Below are 16,950 nucleotides of genomic sequence, written 5' to 3'. Positions count from 1 at the left end.
TTTGCAAGATAATTTTATTTACTTAATTACTACTGGCTATCTTTTTAATTACATCTTATCGACGGTTTTAATACCTAACATATCAAGACCAACTTTAAGTGTTTTAGCCGTTAATGAAGCCAATTTTAAACGGCTTTGCTTCAAGTTTTCATTTTCAGCCGTCAAAATAGGGCAGTTTTCATAGAAACTTGAAAACAGTGTTGCAATTTCATAAAGATAAGCACAAAGCACATGTGGCGTACCTTCGTTTGCTACTGTAGTGATCGTTTCATCAAATTGGATTAAACGAGTTGCTAAAGCGCGCTCTTTATCGCTGTCCAAACTTATATCGCCTGTTAAGCTGTCTTCAGAAATATCAGACTTTCTAAACACGGACAGCACTCGAGTATAAGCATACTGTAAATAAGGCGCAGTATTTCCTTCAAACGACAACATATTATCCCAATCAAATACATAATCGGTAGTACGGTTTTTGGAAAGATCTGCATATTTGACAGCACCGATAGCAACAGCATCAACGATTTGGGCAAGTTCAGCTTCTGACAGATCAGGATTTTTGCTACGAATGAGCGAGCTTGCGCGTTCACAAGCTTCATCAAGCAAGTCATTTAATTTTACGGTATCACCCGAACGTGTTTTAAATGGTTTGCCATCTTTACCAAGCATCATACCAAACATATGATGTTCTAATTTTAATGATTCTGGAACATATTTAGCCTTATGTACAATCGTCCATACTTGCTCTAAATGTTGATGTTGACGAGAATCAGTATAATAAAGAATACGATCAGCATGTAACGTTTCATAACGGTATTTTGCACAAGCGATATCGGTTGTTGCATACAGATAGCCACCATCACGTTTTTGGATAATAACACCCATTGGTTCGCCTTCTTTATTTTTATACTCATCTAAAAATACAACAATAGCACCTTCACTCTCAACCGCTAATTTTTTCTGTTTAAGATCGGCAACAATACCCGGTAGCATACTGTTATAAATGCTTTCGCCCATGGTATCTTCAACTGTTAATGTCACATTTAATCGTTTATAAGTTGCGATGTTTTGTGTCATGGTAATATCAACAAGCTTACGCCACATATCACGACAGTACTCATCACCGCCTTGTAATTTAACCACATAATTACGAGCTTTTTCAGCAAAGACTTCATCTTCATCATAATGTTTTTTTGCTGCACGATAGAAAGATTCTAAATCCGATAGTTCCATATCATTAGCATGTTCGTTTTGCATCTTTTCAAGATAAGCAATCAACATACCAAACTGTGTACCCCAGTCGCCGACATGGTTAGCGCGAATGACATTGTGACCTAAGAAAGATAATACCCGCACACTGGCGTCACCAATGATGGTTGAACGCAAATGGCCAACGTGCATCTCTTTAGCGACGTTTGGCGCTGAATAGTCAACCACAATCGTTTGTGGCTTAGCAGGTAAAGTAATATTGAGTTTATCACTGTTTAATGCGATTTCATTCTGCTCGGCAATCCAACTATTTTTTAGAAAAATATTAATAAAACCCGGACCAGCAATTTCAACTTTATCGGCAATATCATCAATATCTAAATGCTGTAAAACCTTTTCTGCCAATGCTCTTGGTGGCATACCTAGTTTTTTTGCGGTTGCCATAATACCATTAGCTTGATAATCACCAAATTGCACCTTAGCCGATTGCTTAATTAAAGCATCACAGTTGTTATCGGCGCCAGCCAGAATCATTGCTTGCGAAACGCGTTGCGTTAATAATTGTTGAATATTCACACTAAACCTAATCGATTATAATAAAATGCCCAATATGATACCGACAAAGTGATAAATTGTCACTGTAGGATTAGTTTTAGAGGGCTTTTTTTAGAATAGTAGGACTGTTTTTAATGACTCAATGGCTATTTTTATAACAAAACTTATGTATGATTTCAAAAATTTATTCAAACTACCAATCCATTAATTACCTCATCTAGTTTTTTACTAATCAATTAAATTATCACTTCAAACAAAAGAAAACGAAACGGTATAGACTCCTGAATAATTTTTACAAAATTATAACTGTCGTTTTTAATGTGATTCGATTTTTAATATTTTTATTGTATTAGATTGATCATTTTTTTTGGTTTAAACCTAAAGAAGATCGGTTTAGTGAAGTAAGTTAATCATGTTTTTTTAAAACATTTATGTAAACCGTTTTTATGCAATTAAGTTTATTATTCACATATTGGCAGTTTATTGAGGTAAAGATATTCCAGAAAAATTTATTGGTATTCGATGATTAGTGCATGTAGGTTAAAAGAATCTGTAATCAATTATCTCATTACATACAATAACAATGATAAGTCGTCTTTTAAACAATTATTTCAAACTAAGAAGATGAAACGGTATAGACTCCTGAATAATTTTTACAAAGTTATAACTGTCGTTTTTAATGTGATTCAATTTTTAATATTTTTATTGTATTAGATTGATCATTTTTTTTGGTTTAAACCTAAAGAAGATCGGTTTAGTGAAGTAAGTTAATCATGTTTTTTTAAAACATTTATGTAAACCGTTTTTATGCAATCAAGTTTATTATTCACATATTGGCAGTTTATTGAAGTAAAGATATTCCAGAAAAATCTATTAGTATTCGATGATTAGTGCATGTAAGTTAAAAGAATCTGTAGCCAATAATCTGATTACATACAATAACAATGATAAGTCGTCTTTTAAATAATTATTTCAAGCTAAGAAGATGAAACGGTATAGACTCCTGAATAATTTTTACAAAGTTATCACTGTCGTTTTTAATGTGATTCGATTTTTAATATTTTTATTGTATTAGATTGATCATTTTTTTTGGTTTAAACCTAAAGAAGATCGGTTTAGTGAAGTAAGTTAATCATGTTTTTTAAAACATTTATGTAAACCGTTTTTATGCAATCAAGTTTATTATTCACATATTGGCAGTTTATTGAAGTAAAGATATTCCAGAAAAATTTATTGGTATTTGATGATTAGTGCATGTAAGTTAAAAGAATCTGTAGTCAATTATCTCATTACATTTAATAACAATGATAAGTCGTCTTTTAAACAATTATTTCAAGCTAAGAAAATGAAACGGTATAGACTCCTGAATAATTTTTACAAAGTTATAATTGTCGTTTTTAATGTGATTCAGTTTTTAATATTTTTATTATATTAGACTTTTCATTTGTTTTTGGTTTAAAACTAGAAAAGCTCCGTTTATAGAATAGTTTTTTATAAGAAAATCCTTATATTTTGCAGTAGGTTAATAATATTTTTTTATTATTAAAAATTTCAATTACCCGTTATATTACTTCTTTAATAAATTACATGAGTATTCGGATGAAAAAATTTATAAAAGTATTATCTAGCCTTGTCTTTTTAAGCATATCCCTAAACAGTCAAGCTGCATTACCTGAATCAATTAAAATAGGTTCTGATACTTCTTATGCTCCATTTGATTACATTGATGAAAATGGTGAAATTACGGGTTTTAACATTGAAATAACTAAAGCACTTTGTGAAAAAGCAAATGTTAAGTGTGTTTTTCAAACCACTGACTTTGATGCGTTAATTCCATCCCTTTTATCAAGAAAGATTGATATGATTTCATCATCATTGATGATGACTGAAAAACGTAAAAAGCAGATAGCTTTTTCAGATGAAATTTTTGCCACTAAATCACGTCTGATAACAAAAGAGGGCACTAATATCCTGCCGACAGTTGAGTCATTAAAAGGGAAACGAGTCGGCATTGAACAAGGTACTTCACAAGAACATTTTGCTAATGAAGTGTGGCGTCCAAAGGGTGTGACCATTGTTCCTTATCAAAATCAGTTACAAGTTTTTTCTGATTTAGTAGCAGGGCGTTTAGATGCGGCTCTGCAAGATGAAGTAACAGGAAGCTATGCATTTTTAAAACAACCTCAAGGAAAAGGTTTTATTTTTGCCGGTGAGGCACTTACCGATAAAAAATATTTTGATGTTGGGGTAGGTTTAGGATTCCGTAAAAAAGATAATGAACTTAAGGAAGCTTTTAACAAAGCACTTGTCGAGATTTTAGCCGATGGCACCTATAAAAAAATCAACGATAAATACTTTGATTTTGATGTTTATAATAAGAAATAAGTAATGCAGGGCTATAGTTTACTCATCTTTCAAGGTGCATTAATTACCATAGGACTGGCAATTGCTTCTTTAGTGGTTGCCGTTTTACTGGGTGTGGTTTGTGCACTTGGTAAATTGTCACATTTAAAAACATTGCGATTAATATGTCAGATTTATACTTCGGTCATTCGAGGTGTGCCTGATTTGGTGTTAATGATGTTAATCTTTTTTGGTTTGCAATTTGCAGTCAATAATATCACTGATTTTTTTAATGCCGATATTATCGAAGTTAATCCCTTTGTTGCGGGTATTTTAACGCTTGGATTTATTTATGGTGCGTACTTTACGGAAACCTTTCGTGGCGCTTATCAAGCCGTATCAAAAAATACCCTAAATGCAGCGGTAGCACTTGGATTTAGTCAGATGCAGGTATTTCGTTATGTGATGTTTCCTTTAAGATGCGTTTTGCGCTTCCTGGTATGGCTAATAATTGGCTCATTATATTAAAAGCAACGGCGTTGGTTTCACTATTAGGACTATTTGATTTAGTTAAAGCGACTAAGACAGTAGGGGAAGCAACTTATCAACCGTTATTTTTTGCATTAATCGCAGCGGCTTTTTATCTGCTTTTTACCACTATTTCGATTCTTGTATTAAATTGGCTAGATAGGCGTTATTCAGTCGGCCTAACAAAAGCAAAATCATAAAAAAGAGCATTATAGAATGATAGAAATTCTTCAAGATTATTGGCAAGCTTTGTTATGGACTGATGGCTATAATATTACTGGCCTAGCTATGACGCTTTGGATCTTAATTTTATCTGTTTTGTTTGGCGGTATTTTGTCTATTTTTTTAGCCATTGGGCGTAATTGCTCAAATAAATTTATCAAACTGCCAATTTGGTTATTCACCTATGTTTTTAGAGGCACACCGCTGTATGTACAATTACTTGTGATTTATACAGGAATTTATACGTTAAGCATTGTTAAAGATCACCAGTGGCTAGACGATTTTTTTCAAAGCGGTTTGAATTGTACTATTTTGGCTTTCACGCTTAATACTTGTGCTTATACAACTGAAGTTTTTGCGGGGGCCATACGCAATGTGCCAAGCGGTGAAATTGAAGCTGCAACGGCATTAGGCTTTAATCGTTGGCAATTATATCAATATATTATCTTTCCAAGAGCTTTTCATATTGCTTTACCTGCTTACAGTAATGAAGTGATTTTTATGTTACATTCGACGGCACTGGCATTTACGGTAACGGTTCAAGATGTAATGAAAATTGCTCGAGATATTTATGCTGAAACCTATCAACCTTTTCATGCGTTTGGCATAGCGGCGGTTATCTATCTTTGTGTGAGTTTTGTATTAATCTTTGGTTTTAAAAAGTTAGAAAAGTATTGTTTAGCATATCAGCATTATTAGTATCATTATTTTAAACATAAATATACAAAACAGTGTTTTGAATCAGTGGATTAAGATTTTATCGTAATAAAAAAATCAGGTTATCATAGTTGTGATAGCCTGATTTTTAAGATTTAACTATTTAATTAGTTGGATAGATATCATTTACGTCGTCATGATTACCATGGTCACTTGAGCCAGGTAATGCTCGAGTTCGATCGATCGGTACATAACTGCCACTTGGCGTTTCTATCTGACATTCGCCCAAATAGATGGAATATTTTGTTTGGGCATGCATACTCACTCCGCGAAAATAACAATGAGTGGCATTGTAGAGATCATTTCGACAAAGTACGGCTATCACCAACCAAACGCCAACAATTGACAATAATATCCACTTTAAATATTTCCAAGTAAACGACCAAAATCTTTGATTACGAATACGACAGTAAGCAACGATAAGTAAAATAACTGCAACAAATCCTAAAAATTCAAATAACCAAAATAGCCACATATTGTTATCTCCTAATTAACAATTATTCGCCATTTTATACCAACTTTGTTCTTACATCCATGATCCATTACGAATTATACCAACAGCAATTCCTTCAATTGCAAAACTTTGCTGTTCAAGATCAACTTCGATAGGTGAGAACTCTTCGTTTTCGGCAATTAATTGTACATGTTTACCTTTACGTGAAAGTCTTTTAACTGTTACTTCATCATCAATGCGAGCAACCACGACTTGCCCATTTTTTACGTCTTGCGTTTTGTGTACGGCAAGCAGATCACCATCAATAATCCCGATGTCTTTCATTGACATACCATGAACTCTAAGTAAAAAATCGGCATGAGGTTTAAATAGGGATGGATCGACTTGGTAGTGACTTTCAATATGTTCTTGTGCCAAAATTGGCGAACCTGCTGCAACTTGTCCAATTAAAGGAATTCCCTGAAAATCATTTTGCTCTTCTTGTCTTTCCAGTAATAAACGAATTCCTCGAGATGATCCGGCAATCATTTCAATTGCCCCTTTTTTGGCAAGTGCTTTTAGGTGTTCTTCTGCTGCATTTGCTGAGCGAAATCCTAATTTTTGGGCAATTTCAGCTCGAGTTGGTGGCATGCCAGTTGTTTGAATATTATCTTTGATTAAATCATAAATCTGTCTTTGGCGTTCCGTTAATGGTCTCATTATTAATTCCTGTTTTTTTATACAGATGCATGTGATTATATACAGCTATAGATATAAAACCAACAATTTTATTAAATTTATTTTCGGTATGATGATAAATCAAAGTAATAGTGGGCTTATTTCTGCAAAATAAACACCATTTTTTCGACTATTTGCAGGATGATACGCTTAAAACAGCTATTTATTTTAATCAATTGGGCAAAAAAAAATAACACGGTTTTACTATTTTCAAAAAAATCAATTCGTTGATCAATCCTGACGCTATTTTGAACAAATATTGCTTATGATATCTAAACAAAATTCGCTGTTTTCTTTACTTTTTAGATAATTTGGCGTATGTAATGAAAATCACTTGTATGTTATACTATTAGAAGAATTTTATTTGATTGGATTTGGAATCTATTTCATGCCTTATATTGTAGCTCTGAGTGGTGGAATCGCTAGTGGTAAAAGTACCATCGCTAACCTTTTTGCTCAGTTAGGTGTGCCTATTATTGATGCTGATGTCATTGCTCGGCAAGTTGTTGAAATAGGAACTGATGCCTATAAGGTGATTGTTAAACATTTTAGCCAAGAAATTTTATTACCCAATAATGAGATAGACCGTAGTCAATTAAGAGACATTATCTTCAATAATGATCATGAAAGACTTTGGCTAAATAATTTGTTACATCCAATCATTCAAGAACAAACACAAATCCAAATTGCCCAGCAAACTGCTGCTTATGTAATTTGGGTTGTCCCCCTATTAGTTGAGAATAATTTACATAATTTGGCTGATAGAGTCCTAATGGTTGATACGCCAGAACAATTACAATTAGAGCGACTTATCCAAAGAGATAATATCGATGAATCGCTAGCAAAGAAAATGATATCGTCACAAATTTCTTCTCAAAAACGATTAACGTATGCTGATGATATCATTGTTAATAATGGTGATTTGACTTCATTAACCGCACAAGTAAATAAATTGCATCAACAATATCTGAATAACTTTAATATTAAGAATGGTTAAGTATGGATAAAATTATTTTTGAACATCCACTAAATGAAAAGATGCGAACATGGTTACGTATTGAATTTTTATTAAAGCAATTAAATTTGCACAGTCATTTTGATCAAAATAATGCGCTTTTATTTTTTCATGCTCTATCTGAACTATTAGAAATCATTGAACGCAATGATGTAAAAAGTGAATTAATCAAGGAAATTGAGACCCAAAAAAATAGACTTTTATCATGGGTAAATATCGACGGTGTCGATCAAGAGTTATTGAATAATTTAATTAATCAATTTGATGCCTACTTGGTTAAATTTAACTCGGTTATGCGATTAGGGCAGGCCTTAAAAGATGACCGTTTTATTACTGCGATTCGTCAACGTTTAATGATCCCAGGAGGATGCTGTAGTTTTGATCTGCCATCCTTTTATTTATGGTTAGAGCAGTTACAAGAAAAACGTGATAGGCAAGTGCAAAACTGGTTACAACATTTGGCAATTCTTGATGAGGCCTTGTCATGTTGTATGCAAATGATTCGGCAAATGGGTAATTTTAAACCATTTGTTTGTAGCAATAATTTTTTTCAAGAAACCAATGGCGAGTTTAATTTAATTCGAATTCGTGTTTCATTGGATAAAAATGTTTATCCGCAAGTTTCTGGGCATATGTCTCGTTATAGTATTCGATTTATACCTCTTGAAGCGAATGAAAACACCCATACCGAAGCAATCGAATTTGAATTAGCTTGTTGTTAACATTATTAAATATTTTAAAAGAGTTTAAATGAATAAAGAAACTATCCAATTTGTCAAATGTCCAACTTGTCAAAAGGATGTTGAGTGGTCAGACAAAAGTATATATCGACCGTTTTGCAGTAAACGTTGTCAACTTATCGATCTCGGTGAGTGGGCTAATGAAGAACACCGCATTGCAGATAAAGAGATATCTGAACAAGATCTTTGGAGTGAAGATGACCTTTCCGATTATGTAGGTAAACATTAATGAAAGTACTTGGAATTGAAACTTCATGTGATGAAACAGGTATTGCTATTTACGATGATGAGCAAGGCTTGATCGCAAACCAACTTTATTCACAAATTAAATTACATGCTGATTATGGTGGCGTTGTCCCTGAACTGGCCTCGCGTGATCATATTCGCAAAACAGTCCCTTTAATTCAAGCTGCATTAAAAGAAGCTAATTTAACCTCAGCGGATATTGATGGTGTTGCTTATACTGCAGGGCCCGGTTTAGTGGGAGCTTTAATGGTTGGAGCGTCAATAGGTCGTTCTCTTGCCTATGCTTGGAATGTCCCAGCTGTTGCAGTGCATCATATGGAAGGGCATTTACTTGCGCCAATGTTGGAAGATAATCCTCCGCAGTATCCGTTTGTGGCGTTACTTGTTTCTGGTGGGCATACACAGCTTATTAGTGTGACCGGTATTGGTCAATATCGCTTAATGGGCGAATCTATTGACGATGCGGCTGGTGAAGCATTTGATAAAACAGCTAAATTACTTGGTTTAGATTATCCGGGTGGTGCTAAACTTTCGAAATTAGCTGAGCAAGGTGATTCTTCTCGATTCCATTTTCCAAGACCGATGACGGATCGTCCCGGACTGGATTTTAGTTTTTCGGGATTAAAAACGGCTGCGGCCAATACTATCCATCAGTATAATCAAGGTGTTGATCTTGATGAACAAACGAAAGCCGATATCGCACGGGCGTTTGAAGATGCGTTAGTTGATACATTATTAATAAAATCTCGCCGAGCACTTGAGCAAACGGGTTTTAACCGCTTGGTGATTGCCGGTGGGGTAAGTGCCAACAAAACATTACGTAATAAATTAGCTGAGCTGATGGCACAACGTAAAGGTCAGGTTTACTACCCTCGCATTGAATTTTGTACGGATAATGGCGCTATGATTGCCTATGCAGGTATGATTCATCTAAAACAACAACAGTATAGCGATTTAGCAATTAATGTCCGACCAAGATGGCCGTTAAGCGAGCTAAATGTGTCATAATATCATTGATTAATGGTTGGTCTGTTATTCGTTTTAAATTTTTTTAGGGAATGATTTTATTAAAGTGGGAATTTTTCCCACTTTTTATGTGACTAGAAAACTAAAATTAATTTTGGCTAATTGTAGTTTGATCATCTGAACGATTGTTAAGATCATCATCTTTATTTAATGCTAACTTTTCGATGTTTCGGTTAATATTAAATAAAACACATATTAATTCAAAACCAATTCTGGCTGAAATAATTCCAACTACAAGAGTAATAATACCGCTAATAAGCGTAAACATTCCACCAAAAAAGCTGTATTGAAAACTTGCAAAACTAGCAAAAATCACACCCAATCCGCCCAATGCGATAAAAACTAATGTTATCCAATAAATAACAGTAATGAATACTGGAGTGATCATTTTTTTGAAAAAGAAAAAGTCAGCTAGTGAAAAATTCTCAGAATTTATTATTTTTTTCATTTTATTTCCTTAATTAAAAATTATTGATGATTAATACTTTTAATTTAGATCAATAGCGTATACATTTAAGAATAAATCTACCAATAAAGCAATATTTTTATCATATAAAAAACTTTTGAGAAACTACATGAAAACTTTTATCCCCGGCAAAGACGCTGCTCTTGAAGATTCTATTAACTATTTTCATCAACAATTAGCTAACTATAATTTAGAAGTGAAAGAAGCCTCTTGGCTTAACCCTGTGCCAAATGTTTGGTCTGTTCATATTCAAAACACCGAATGCCCACTTTGTTTTGCCAATGGTAAAGGAGCAAGTAAAAAAGCTGCGTTAGCGTCAGCGCTAGGCGAGTATTTTGAACGATTATCGACTAACTATTTCTTTTCCGATTTTTATTTGGGTCAAAGTGCAGCCAATGCAGATTTTGTACACTATCCAACAGAAAAATGGTTCCCAATCCCTGAAGATGGGTTTTTACCTGAAGGATTATTATCTGAAAAATTGCTTGAGTTTTACAATCCCAATGACGAATTGACGGCTATGGATTTAATTGATTTGCAATCAAGTCATCCGCAACGAGGCATATGTGCTTTACCTTTTGTTCAACAGTCAGATCAAAAAACAGTTTATGTGCCTGTCAATTTGATTGCTAATTTATACGCTTCTAATGGTATGTCTGCTGGCAACACCTGTAATGAAGCTCGAGTACAGGGGCTATCCGAAATTTTCGAACGTTTTGCCAAAAATAAAATTATTGCTGAGGCGATTAGTTTACCGCTTATACCAACTGATGTGATTAATCGCTATCCTGAGGTATTAGCAGCAATTGAGGCGCTAGAAAAAGAAGGATTTCCGCTTTACTGCTTTGATGCGTCTCTTGGTGGGGAATTTCCAGTAATTTGTGTCGTGTTATTTAATCCTCAAAATGGTACGAGTTATGCGTCGTTTGGAGCGCATCCTAATTTTGGCGTTGCCCTTGAAAGAACCGTTACTGAGCTGTTGCAAGGTCGCAGTTTGAAAGATCTTGATGTGTTTTCGCCACCAAGCTTTGATAACGATGATGTCGCAGATTTGAGTAATTTAGAAACACATTTTATCGATTCAAGTGGTTTAATTTCTTGGGATCTATTTAATCAACAATCTGATTATGAATTTGTGGATTGGGATTTTTCTGGAACCACCGAACAGGAATTTGCAAACTTAATGGCGATTTTTAACCGCCATAAAATCGAAGTATTAATTATGGATTATGAGCATTTAGGCGTCTATGCTTGTCGAATTTTAGCGGTTGGAATGTCAGAAATCTATCCACCAGAAGATTTGTTGTTTGCCAATAATAATATGGCGATTCATCTGCGAGATCTGATTTTATCGTTGCCTTATAAAAAACTGACGGCTAAACAGTATCTGAATATTATTGAACAATTGGATGAAGAAGGCTTAGATGATTTTGCCCGAGTTCGTGAATTGCTCGGTATTGCAACTGGATCGGATAATGCTTGGCTAACGTTACGTATTGGTGAACTTAAAGCGATGATGGCATTGGCAGCAAAAGATTTAGAGCAAGCCCAAGCTTGGATTGATTGGACAGTAGAAATGAACGAGTCAATTTTTACCCCTCAACGCAATCATGCTTATCGTTGCTTACAAACATTGGTTAATTTTATTCTTGAGCGAGATAAAAAACAGTTCAACCATTATCAAGATGCATTTTATAAAATGTATGGTAAAGAGTGTGTTGATGAGATGTGGCAATATGCCAATGGCGAAAAAACGTTTTTTGGGTTAGCTGATTTAACCATGACGGATAAATCATCCAATAATAATTTGCAACAATTCGCGATGCATCAAAAGTTATTGGCAGTGTATCAGAAGTTACATCAAGCTATGTTATAAATTTCCAATTGTTAAAGTGGTTCATCTACTTTTGATATTATTCCACCCATAAAGCGGGTGGAATAGACTATTGTTTAACCCTGCCTAGCAAAATCTCCAGCTTGCTTCACTAACTCTTTACTTGGCGTAACGCCGGTGTATAACACAAATTGTTCCAGTGCTTGTATTACAGCGACATCTGCACCGGAAATAATGATTTTATTGAGTGATTTGGCCAATTTGATCATAGGTGTTTCTACGGGCAGAGCAACTACATCAAATACAATATCGGCATTTTCAATCATTAATTGTGGAAAGGCCAGATCGTTGGCTTCAGCACCGCCTAGCATTCCAATTGGCGTTACATTAATAATGAGTTTTGCCTGTTCAGGTGCGATGTCTTGCTCATTTTTAACCCAAGCATAACCATAACGCTTGGCTAACGCTTCACCTTTAGTTTGGTTGCGTGCTGCAATTATGCCATTTTTAAAACCTGCATCATAAAAGGCACCAATCACCGCATTGGCCATTCCACCACTTCCTTTTAATACAAAAGGGGTATTATTATCAATGTGATTTTCTTCAATCAGTTTAGCAACAGCAATATAATCGGTATTATAAGCCTTTAAATGGTGATCAGTATTAACAATTGTGTTGACCGATTGGATCGATTTTACAGAATCATCCAATTCATCAATAAACTCAATACACGCTTCTTTATAAGGCATTGAAATAGCGCAGCCACGAATGGCTAATGCTTTGATACCATAAATCGCATCTTTTAAGTTATTAGTGGTAAAGGCTTTATAGAGATAATTTAAATTAAGTTGTTCATATAAATAGTTATGAAAACGGGTGCCAAAATTGCTAGGTCTTGCTGAAAGGGACATGCAAACGGTGGTATCTTTGTTAATAATTCTTGCCATTACAACGAATCCTTGTGATCATAATTAAATTCATATTTATTTTAACACTTTATTCATCTGACATGTAAGATTATGGTTGCTAATAATACCGGACCCAAAATACAAGAAGAAAAGAAAACCGTTAGTGCAATGATTTATCTATATTGCAACAAACATCATCACTCTAAAGCTAATCAGTTATGTGAAGAATGTAACGACTTATTGCAATATGCCATGCAACGCTTAACCATGTGCCGTTTTGGAGAGCAGAAAACGACCTGCGAGCGTTGCCCGAAGCATTGTTATCGTAAGGATTATAAACAGAAAATTAAACAAGTTATGCGCTTTTCAGGACCTCGAATGATTATCCATCATCCTATCATGGCGTTTAAGCATTTGTATAAAAATTTGACCCGAAAATAGTGTGACTAATCGGTTTTACTCACTCAAAACGATTCGATGTTGATCATAATCACTCATGAGTGAGCAAGGTTAATCTTTCAATCTAAAATTTCATACTTGCACTAATTATAGCGTGGAATTTAGCCGCAGGAATCGATTCATAAGCAGTCCTATAGTTCTTATTTAATATATTATTGAGATCTATCCCAATATGGTACTGACGATCTAAACCGAACGAGGTGGTTGCAGATAAGTTGAGCGTTGACCAACCACTGTAATGATACACCGATGAATCACTACGTTGTGTGGCTTTAGTCGCAAATCGCATAAACAGATCGGAATCGATATCAAATTTATCAAAGTAAGCAGTATGTTTTATCCCTGCATTCCCTGTAAAGCGTGGGTTGCCAGTATCATAAGTTGTATAGGTTTCTGTTTCAATTTTACGACGTAAATAATTGCCTTTTAGATAAGGGGTAACGGGTAGTTCTAAATATTCAATACTCAATTCAAGACCATGAGTTTTGGCTTTATTGGCATTACCGTAATAAGTGTAATTTCGCCCAGATGTGCCATCACAAATCGCCGAACCATTACAATTCATTTGCGTAATATAATCTTTTGCATCTGAAAAATAAATCGCCCCATCAATTAACCATTGGTTATTATTATAACGTAACCCAATTTCGTAGTTATTGGATTTTTCAGCTTTTAAATTAGCGTTACCATAGATTGTTTGCGAAGCCGCTGAAGTGACTGCATAAAGATGTGAAAGTGTTGGATAAACATATCCTTGGGCAAAAGAGGCTCTTAATTGCGTATGTTCAATTCCAGAATAGGTTAAACCTGACGATACAACAAAGTTATTATCATGATCTTTCTTTCTGCCATCAATTTTATAATTGGAGGAAGTCGCACCTATAATTGGAACTTTATTGATTGTCGTGTGACCTTTTTTTAATTTTGATTGTACCCAATATTGGCGAGCGCCAATATTCCAAGAAATATCATCAGTAATTGTCCAATCATTTTGGCCAAATAGTGAGATACTGGATTGCTGCCATTTATTGGTTAGATATCTGTGTTGTGTATAACTTGCTTTTGGTGAAGGCATTTTTGATACGACGACATTATGTGAATCTTGATCGACATTATCTTGTTGATATTGCATACCCGTAATAAGATTCATATCCTTGCGTAGCTCAAAATCTGATTGCAATGTCATACCATACGTTTTTTGTTCATCATCAGTTGCGGTATTAGTTGTAACATTCATAATAGGTGCAGGTGATACCACAACATGATTTCTAAATTGACGATTTAGTTTTTGTGCATAAGCATCATAATGAAGTTTTTTTAAGAAATCACCATTGGCTTCATAATCATAAAACAATCCAACTTTTTCTCGTTGTAATTTGGGTAGTTTTACCCAGAATTCTTTAACTTGTGGTGAGGTATCATCTTTATCAGTATAGGTTTTAGTATCAAGTTTATAACGATCTAGTGAGATACCCAATTTATGTTTATCCAGATTAAGCCCAAACCATGAACTTAAACTGTTATTACCAAAATCGGTATTGTGCAGTTTGCCTTGATAGGCTTTGCGATCATTATTTTCAGCATAAGTTCCACTAATACGGTAATCAAAAATACCGTCAATTGAACCGTTTACGGTACCCATCTCAGTAAAACCATCTGTCGATTGATTATAAATAAATTTCATATCACCATTGATGGGAGAACCATTTTTGCTACCTTTACGTGTAATAAAATTAACCACACCACCAATAGCTTGTGAACCGTATAATACAGAGTGAGGTCCTTTAATCACCTCAATGCGTTCAACCGATTCCATATCAATTAACACACCGGCACTCGATCCGTGTCCGGAACGATGATAAGTTACTTCTTGCCCATCAATTAACATTAAAATGCGTGAAGGCGCTTCACCACGGATCATGATCTGTTTGCGTCCAGCAAGAGCATTATCGGTAATTTCAACTCCAGGGATGTCACGTAATGCTTCAACAACAGAATCACCATTTTGCTTATCAATATCATCTCGATTGACTGCATTGACTGATATTGAGCTGTCCCAAACAGTTTTTTCATTACGATCGGCTGTCACAATAATGGTATCTTGTGGATTGTTTTTTCGCTCTTCTGCAAAAGTATCCATACAAAAGCAGATATTCAATATTGCTATATAACAGCTTGGTTTAATGAAATTTTTGGTACTAATTGTTCTCATTATCTATTTTATCCTGTACAACTTTAAACTATTTATGTAAATTTAATGCAAATGATAATCATTATTATTATATGTGTAAATAATTAAATTAATTAGAATTGTGAAAATTTTAATGGTAAAAATAGGTTTTTTTATGAAAAGAAAAATTTGTCATTATTGATAACAATATTTACAATGATGACTTAAGAAAAATTTAGGTTGATAAAAATGTCTATCGCAGTAATAGAAGTTAATCGTCAAGCAATTGTTCATAATGTCGAGTATATTCGAAAAATTGCACCAAATAGTCAATTGGTGGCAACCATTAAAGCAAACGCGTATTCGCATGGAATTGTAGGTGTGGCTGAACTGTTACAAAACATGGTGGATTGTTTTGGTGTAGCACGGATTTGTGAAGCAATGCTGTTGCGTCAAAAAGGGATCAATACTCCTATCATTTGTTTAGAAGGTTTTTTTCCACATGATGATATTGTTGATTTAGTCGATTTTAATATCCAATCAGCTGTTCACAGTAAATGGCAAATTGATGCATTACAATCATCTCCTCTAGAAAACGAAATTACTGCATGGTTTAAACTTGATACAGGGATGCATCGTTTAGGATTTAATCTTGAGGAAGCAAAGGCAGAATTTTATCGCTTAGCCAGTTGTTCGGTGGTGCGTAAACCAATTAATATTATAAGTCATTTTAGTTCTGCTGATGAATTAACCTCAGAACAAACTGCAAAACAGATCAAATTGTTTGATCAGTTCATTGCCTCAATCGAAGATAAATCATTAATTGGTAAATGTTCGATAGCAGCATCAAGTGGTACGCTTGCTTGGACGCAATCACAACGTGAAATAGTGCGCCCTGGTATTAGTTTATACGGCATTTCACCCTTTAATGATCCCATTGCTGAATTGAGACCAGCCATGACATTCAAATCGGAACTTATCGCGGTACGCAGCCATAAAAAAGGTGAATCTGTCGGTTATGGTCAGATCTGGCGTAGCCAGCGCGATACAAAACTCGGTGTCGTAGCTATGGGCTATGGCGATGGTTACCCAAGAAATATTCCCGAAAATACGCCCGTTTTAGTGAATGGTCGTAGAGTGCCGATTGTTGGTCATGTATCAATGGACATGATTGTAGTCGATTTAGGTATCGATAGTCAGGAAAAACCAGGTGATGAAGTGATCTTTTGGGGACAAGATTTACCCGTTGAAGAGATCGCTAAATACACGGGCATTAGCCCTTATGAATTAGTTACACGCTTAACTGCACGAGCAAAAATCCATTATGTAGATAGATAAGTTATG

15 protein-coding genes and 1 pseudogene are annotated in these 16,950 nt (G+C 34.6%); 10 read left to right on the top strand and 6 right to left on the bottom strand.

Features of this window, described 5'->3' with window-relative positions; translation table 11 throughout:
- Nucleotides 1-48: 48 nt before the first annotated feature.
- Nucleotides 49-1,782: an arginine--tRNA ligase gene (gene argS / locus H3T96_RS06775; RefSeq protein WP_144091905.1), complete on the bottom strand. Its 1,734-nt coding sequence runs from the start codon at nt 1,780-1,782 to the stop codon at nt 49-51.
- A gap of 1,578 nt (nt 1,783-3,360) precedes the next feature.
- On the opposite strand from argS, the gene H3T96_RS06770 reads away from it, so the two are divergent.
- The 3 genes and pseudogenes from H3T96_RS06770 to H3T96_RS06760 all read left to right on the top strand — a co-directional run bounded on the left by H3T96_RS06770 (nt 3,361) and on the right by H3T96_RS06760 (nt 5,553).
- The gene (locus H3T96_RS06770; RefSeq protein WP_144091906.1) at nt 3,361-4,146 is read left to right on the top strand and encodes a lysine/arginine/ornithine ABC transporter substrate-binding protein; all 786 of its coding nucleotides are present in this window, start codon (nt 3,361-3,363) and stop codon (nt 4,144-4,146) included.
- 3 nt (nt 4,147-4,149) lie between these two features.
- Nucleotides 4,150-4,832, top strand: a pseudogene (locus H3T96_RS06765) (ABC transporter permease).
- Between the two features lie 16 nt (nt 4,833-4,848).
- Complete coding sequence (locus H3T96_RS06760) at nt 4,849-5,553, top strand: ABC transporter permease (protein WP_086327407.1); 705 nt, start codon at nt 4,849-4,851, stop codon at nt 5,551-5,553.
- 121 nt (nt 5,554-5,674) lie between these two features.
- On the opposite strand, the gene H3T96_RS06755 is transcribed toward H3T96_RS06760, so the two are convergent.
- Together H3T96_RS06755 and lexA are read right to left on the bottom strand one after the other, a co-directional pair.
- Entirely contained in the window at nt 5,675-6,046 is a 372-nt protein-coding gene (locus tag H3T96_RS06755; protein ID WP_086327406.1) for a hypothetical protein, read from the bottom strand.
- A 51-nt stretch (nt 6,047-6,097) separates the two neighbouring features.
- Nucleotides 6,098-6,724: a transcriptional repressor LexA gene (lexA, locus tag H3T96_RS06750; RefSeq protein WP_065737288.1), complete on the bottom strand. Its 627-nt coding sequence runs from the start codon at nt 6,722-6,724 to the stop codon at nt 6,098-6,100.
- A gap of 406 nt (nt 6,725-7,130) precedes the next feature.
- Between lexA and coaE the strand changes: the two genes are divergently transcribed.
- The 4 genes from coaE to tsaD are packed head-to-tail and all read left to right on the top strand — an operon-like array spanning nt 7,131 to nt 9,751.
- Nucleotides 7,131-7,739 carry a dephospho-CoA kinase gene (coaE, locus tag H3T96_RS06745; RefSeq protein ID WP_086351400.1) on the top strand — a complete coding sequence of 203 codons (609 nt, stop codon included), beginning with the start codon at nt 7,131-7,133 and terminating at the stop codon, nt 7,737-7,739.
- Nucleotides 7,740-7,741: 2 nt separating this feature from the next.
- Complete coding sequence (zapD, locus tag H3T96_RS06740; protein ID WP_144091907.1) at nt 7,742-8,479, top strand: cell division protein ZapD; 738 nt, start codon at nt 7,742-7,744, stop codon at nt 8,477-8,479.
- A 28-nt stretch (nt 8,480-8,507) separates the two neighbouring features.
- Nucleotides 8,508-8,726, top strand: a complete 219-nt coding sequence (yacG, locus tag H3T96_RS06735; protein ID WP_065737285.1) for a DNA gyrase inhibitor YacG — start codon at nt 8,508-8,510, stop codon at nt 8,724-8,726.
- A complete protein-coding gene (gene tsaD, locus H3T96_RS06730) occupies nt 8,726-9,751 on the top strand; it encodes a tRNA (adenosine(37)-N6)-threonylcarbamoyltransferase complex transferase subunit TsaD (RefSeq protein ID WP_144091908.1) in 1,026 nt (341 codons plus the stop codon). The genes yacG and tsaD overlap by 1 nt, the downstream gene beginning before the upstream one ends.
- Before the next feature lie 106 nt (nt 9,752-9,857).
- Here tsaD and H3T96_RS06725 read toward each other — a convergent pair whose 3' ends face one another.
- Nucleotides 9,858-10,217, bottom strand: a complete 360-nt coding sequence (locus tag H3T96_RS06725; RefSeq protein ID WP_086326889.1) for a DUF4282 domain-containing protein — start codon at nt 10,215-10,217, stop codon at nt 9,858-9,860.
- A gap of 127 nt (nt 10,218-10,344) precedes the next feature.
- On the opposite strand from H3T96_RS06725, the gene ycaO reads away from it, so the two are divergent.
- Entirely contained in the window at nt 10,345-12,111 is a 1,767-nt protein-coding gene (ycaO, locus tag H3T96_RS06720) for a 30S ribosomal protein S12 methylthiotransferase accessory factor YcaO (RefSeq protein ID WP_144091909.1), read from the top strand.
- 74 nt (nt 12,112-12,185) lie between these two features.
- Here the strand turns inward: ycaO and H3T96_RS06715 are convergent, their stop codons facing one another.
- Nucleotides 12,186-13,016 carry a shikimate 5-dehydrogenase gene (locus H3T96_RS06715; protein ID WP_186279246.1) on the bottom strand — a complete coding sequence of 277 codons (831 nt, stop codon included), beginning with the start codon at nt 13,014-13,016 and terminating at the stop codon, nt 12,186-12,188.
- Between the two features lie 72 nt (nt 13,017-13,088).
- Here H3T96_RS06715 and H3T96_RS06710 point away from each other — a divergent pair, with 72 nt between their 5' ends.
- On the top strand, nt 13,089-13,418 hold the full coding sequence (locus tag H3T96_RS06710) for a nitrous oxide-stimulated promoter family protein (protein ID WP_144091910.1): 330 nt from the start codon (nt 13,089-13,091) through the stop codon (nt 13,416-13,418).
- 82 nt (nt 13,419-13,500) lie between these two features.
- Here the strand turns inward: H3T96_RS06710 and H3T96_RS06705 are convergent, their stop codons facing one another.
- Complete coding sequence (locus tag H3T96_RS06705) at nt 13,501-15,648, bottom strand: TonB-dependent siderophore receptor (RefSeq protein ID WP_198248619.1); 2,148 nt, start codon at nt 15,646-15,648, stop codon at nt 13,501-13,503.
- 207 nt (nt 15,649-15,855) lie between these two features.
- On the opposite strand from H3T96_RS06705, the gene alr reads away from it, so the two are divergent.
- Nucleotides 15,856-16,944 carry an alanine racemase gene (gene alr / locus H3T96_RS06700; RefSeq protein WP_144091911.1) on the top strand — a complete coding sequence of 363 codons (1,089 nt, stop codon included), beginning with the start codon at nt 15,856-15,858 and terminating at the stop codon, nt 16,942-16,944.
- Nucleotides 16,945-16,950 lie beyond the last annotated feature (6 nt).

The organism is Gilliamella sp. W8136 (assembly GCF_016101285.1).
Classification (GTDB): Bacteria; Pseudomonadota; Gammaproteobacteria; order Enterobacterales; family Orbaceae; genus Gilliamella; species Gilliamella apicola_N.
Note: the sequence above shows the minus strand (reverse complement) of the source record. Positions and strands in the feature narration are given on the sequence as shown.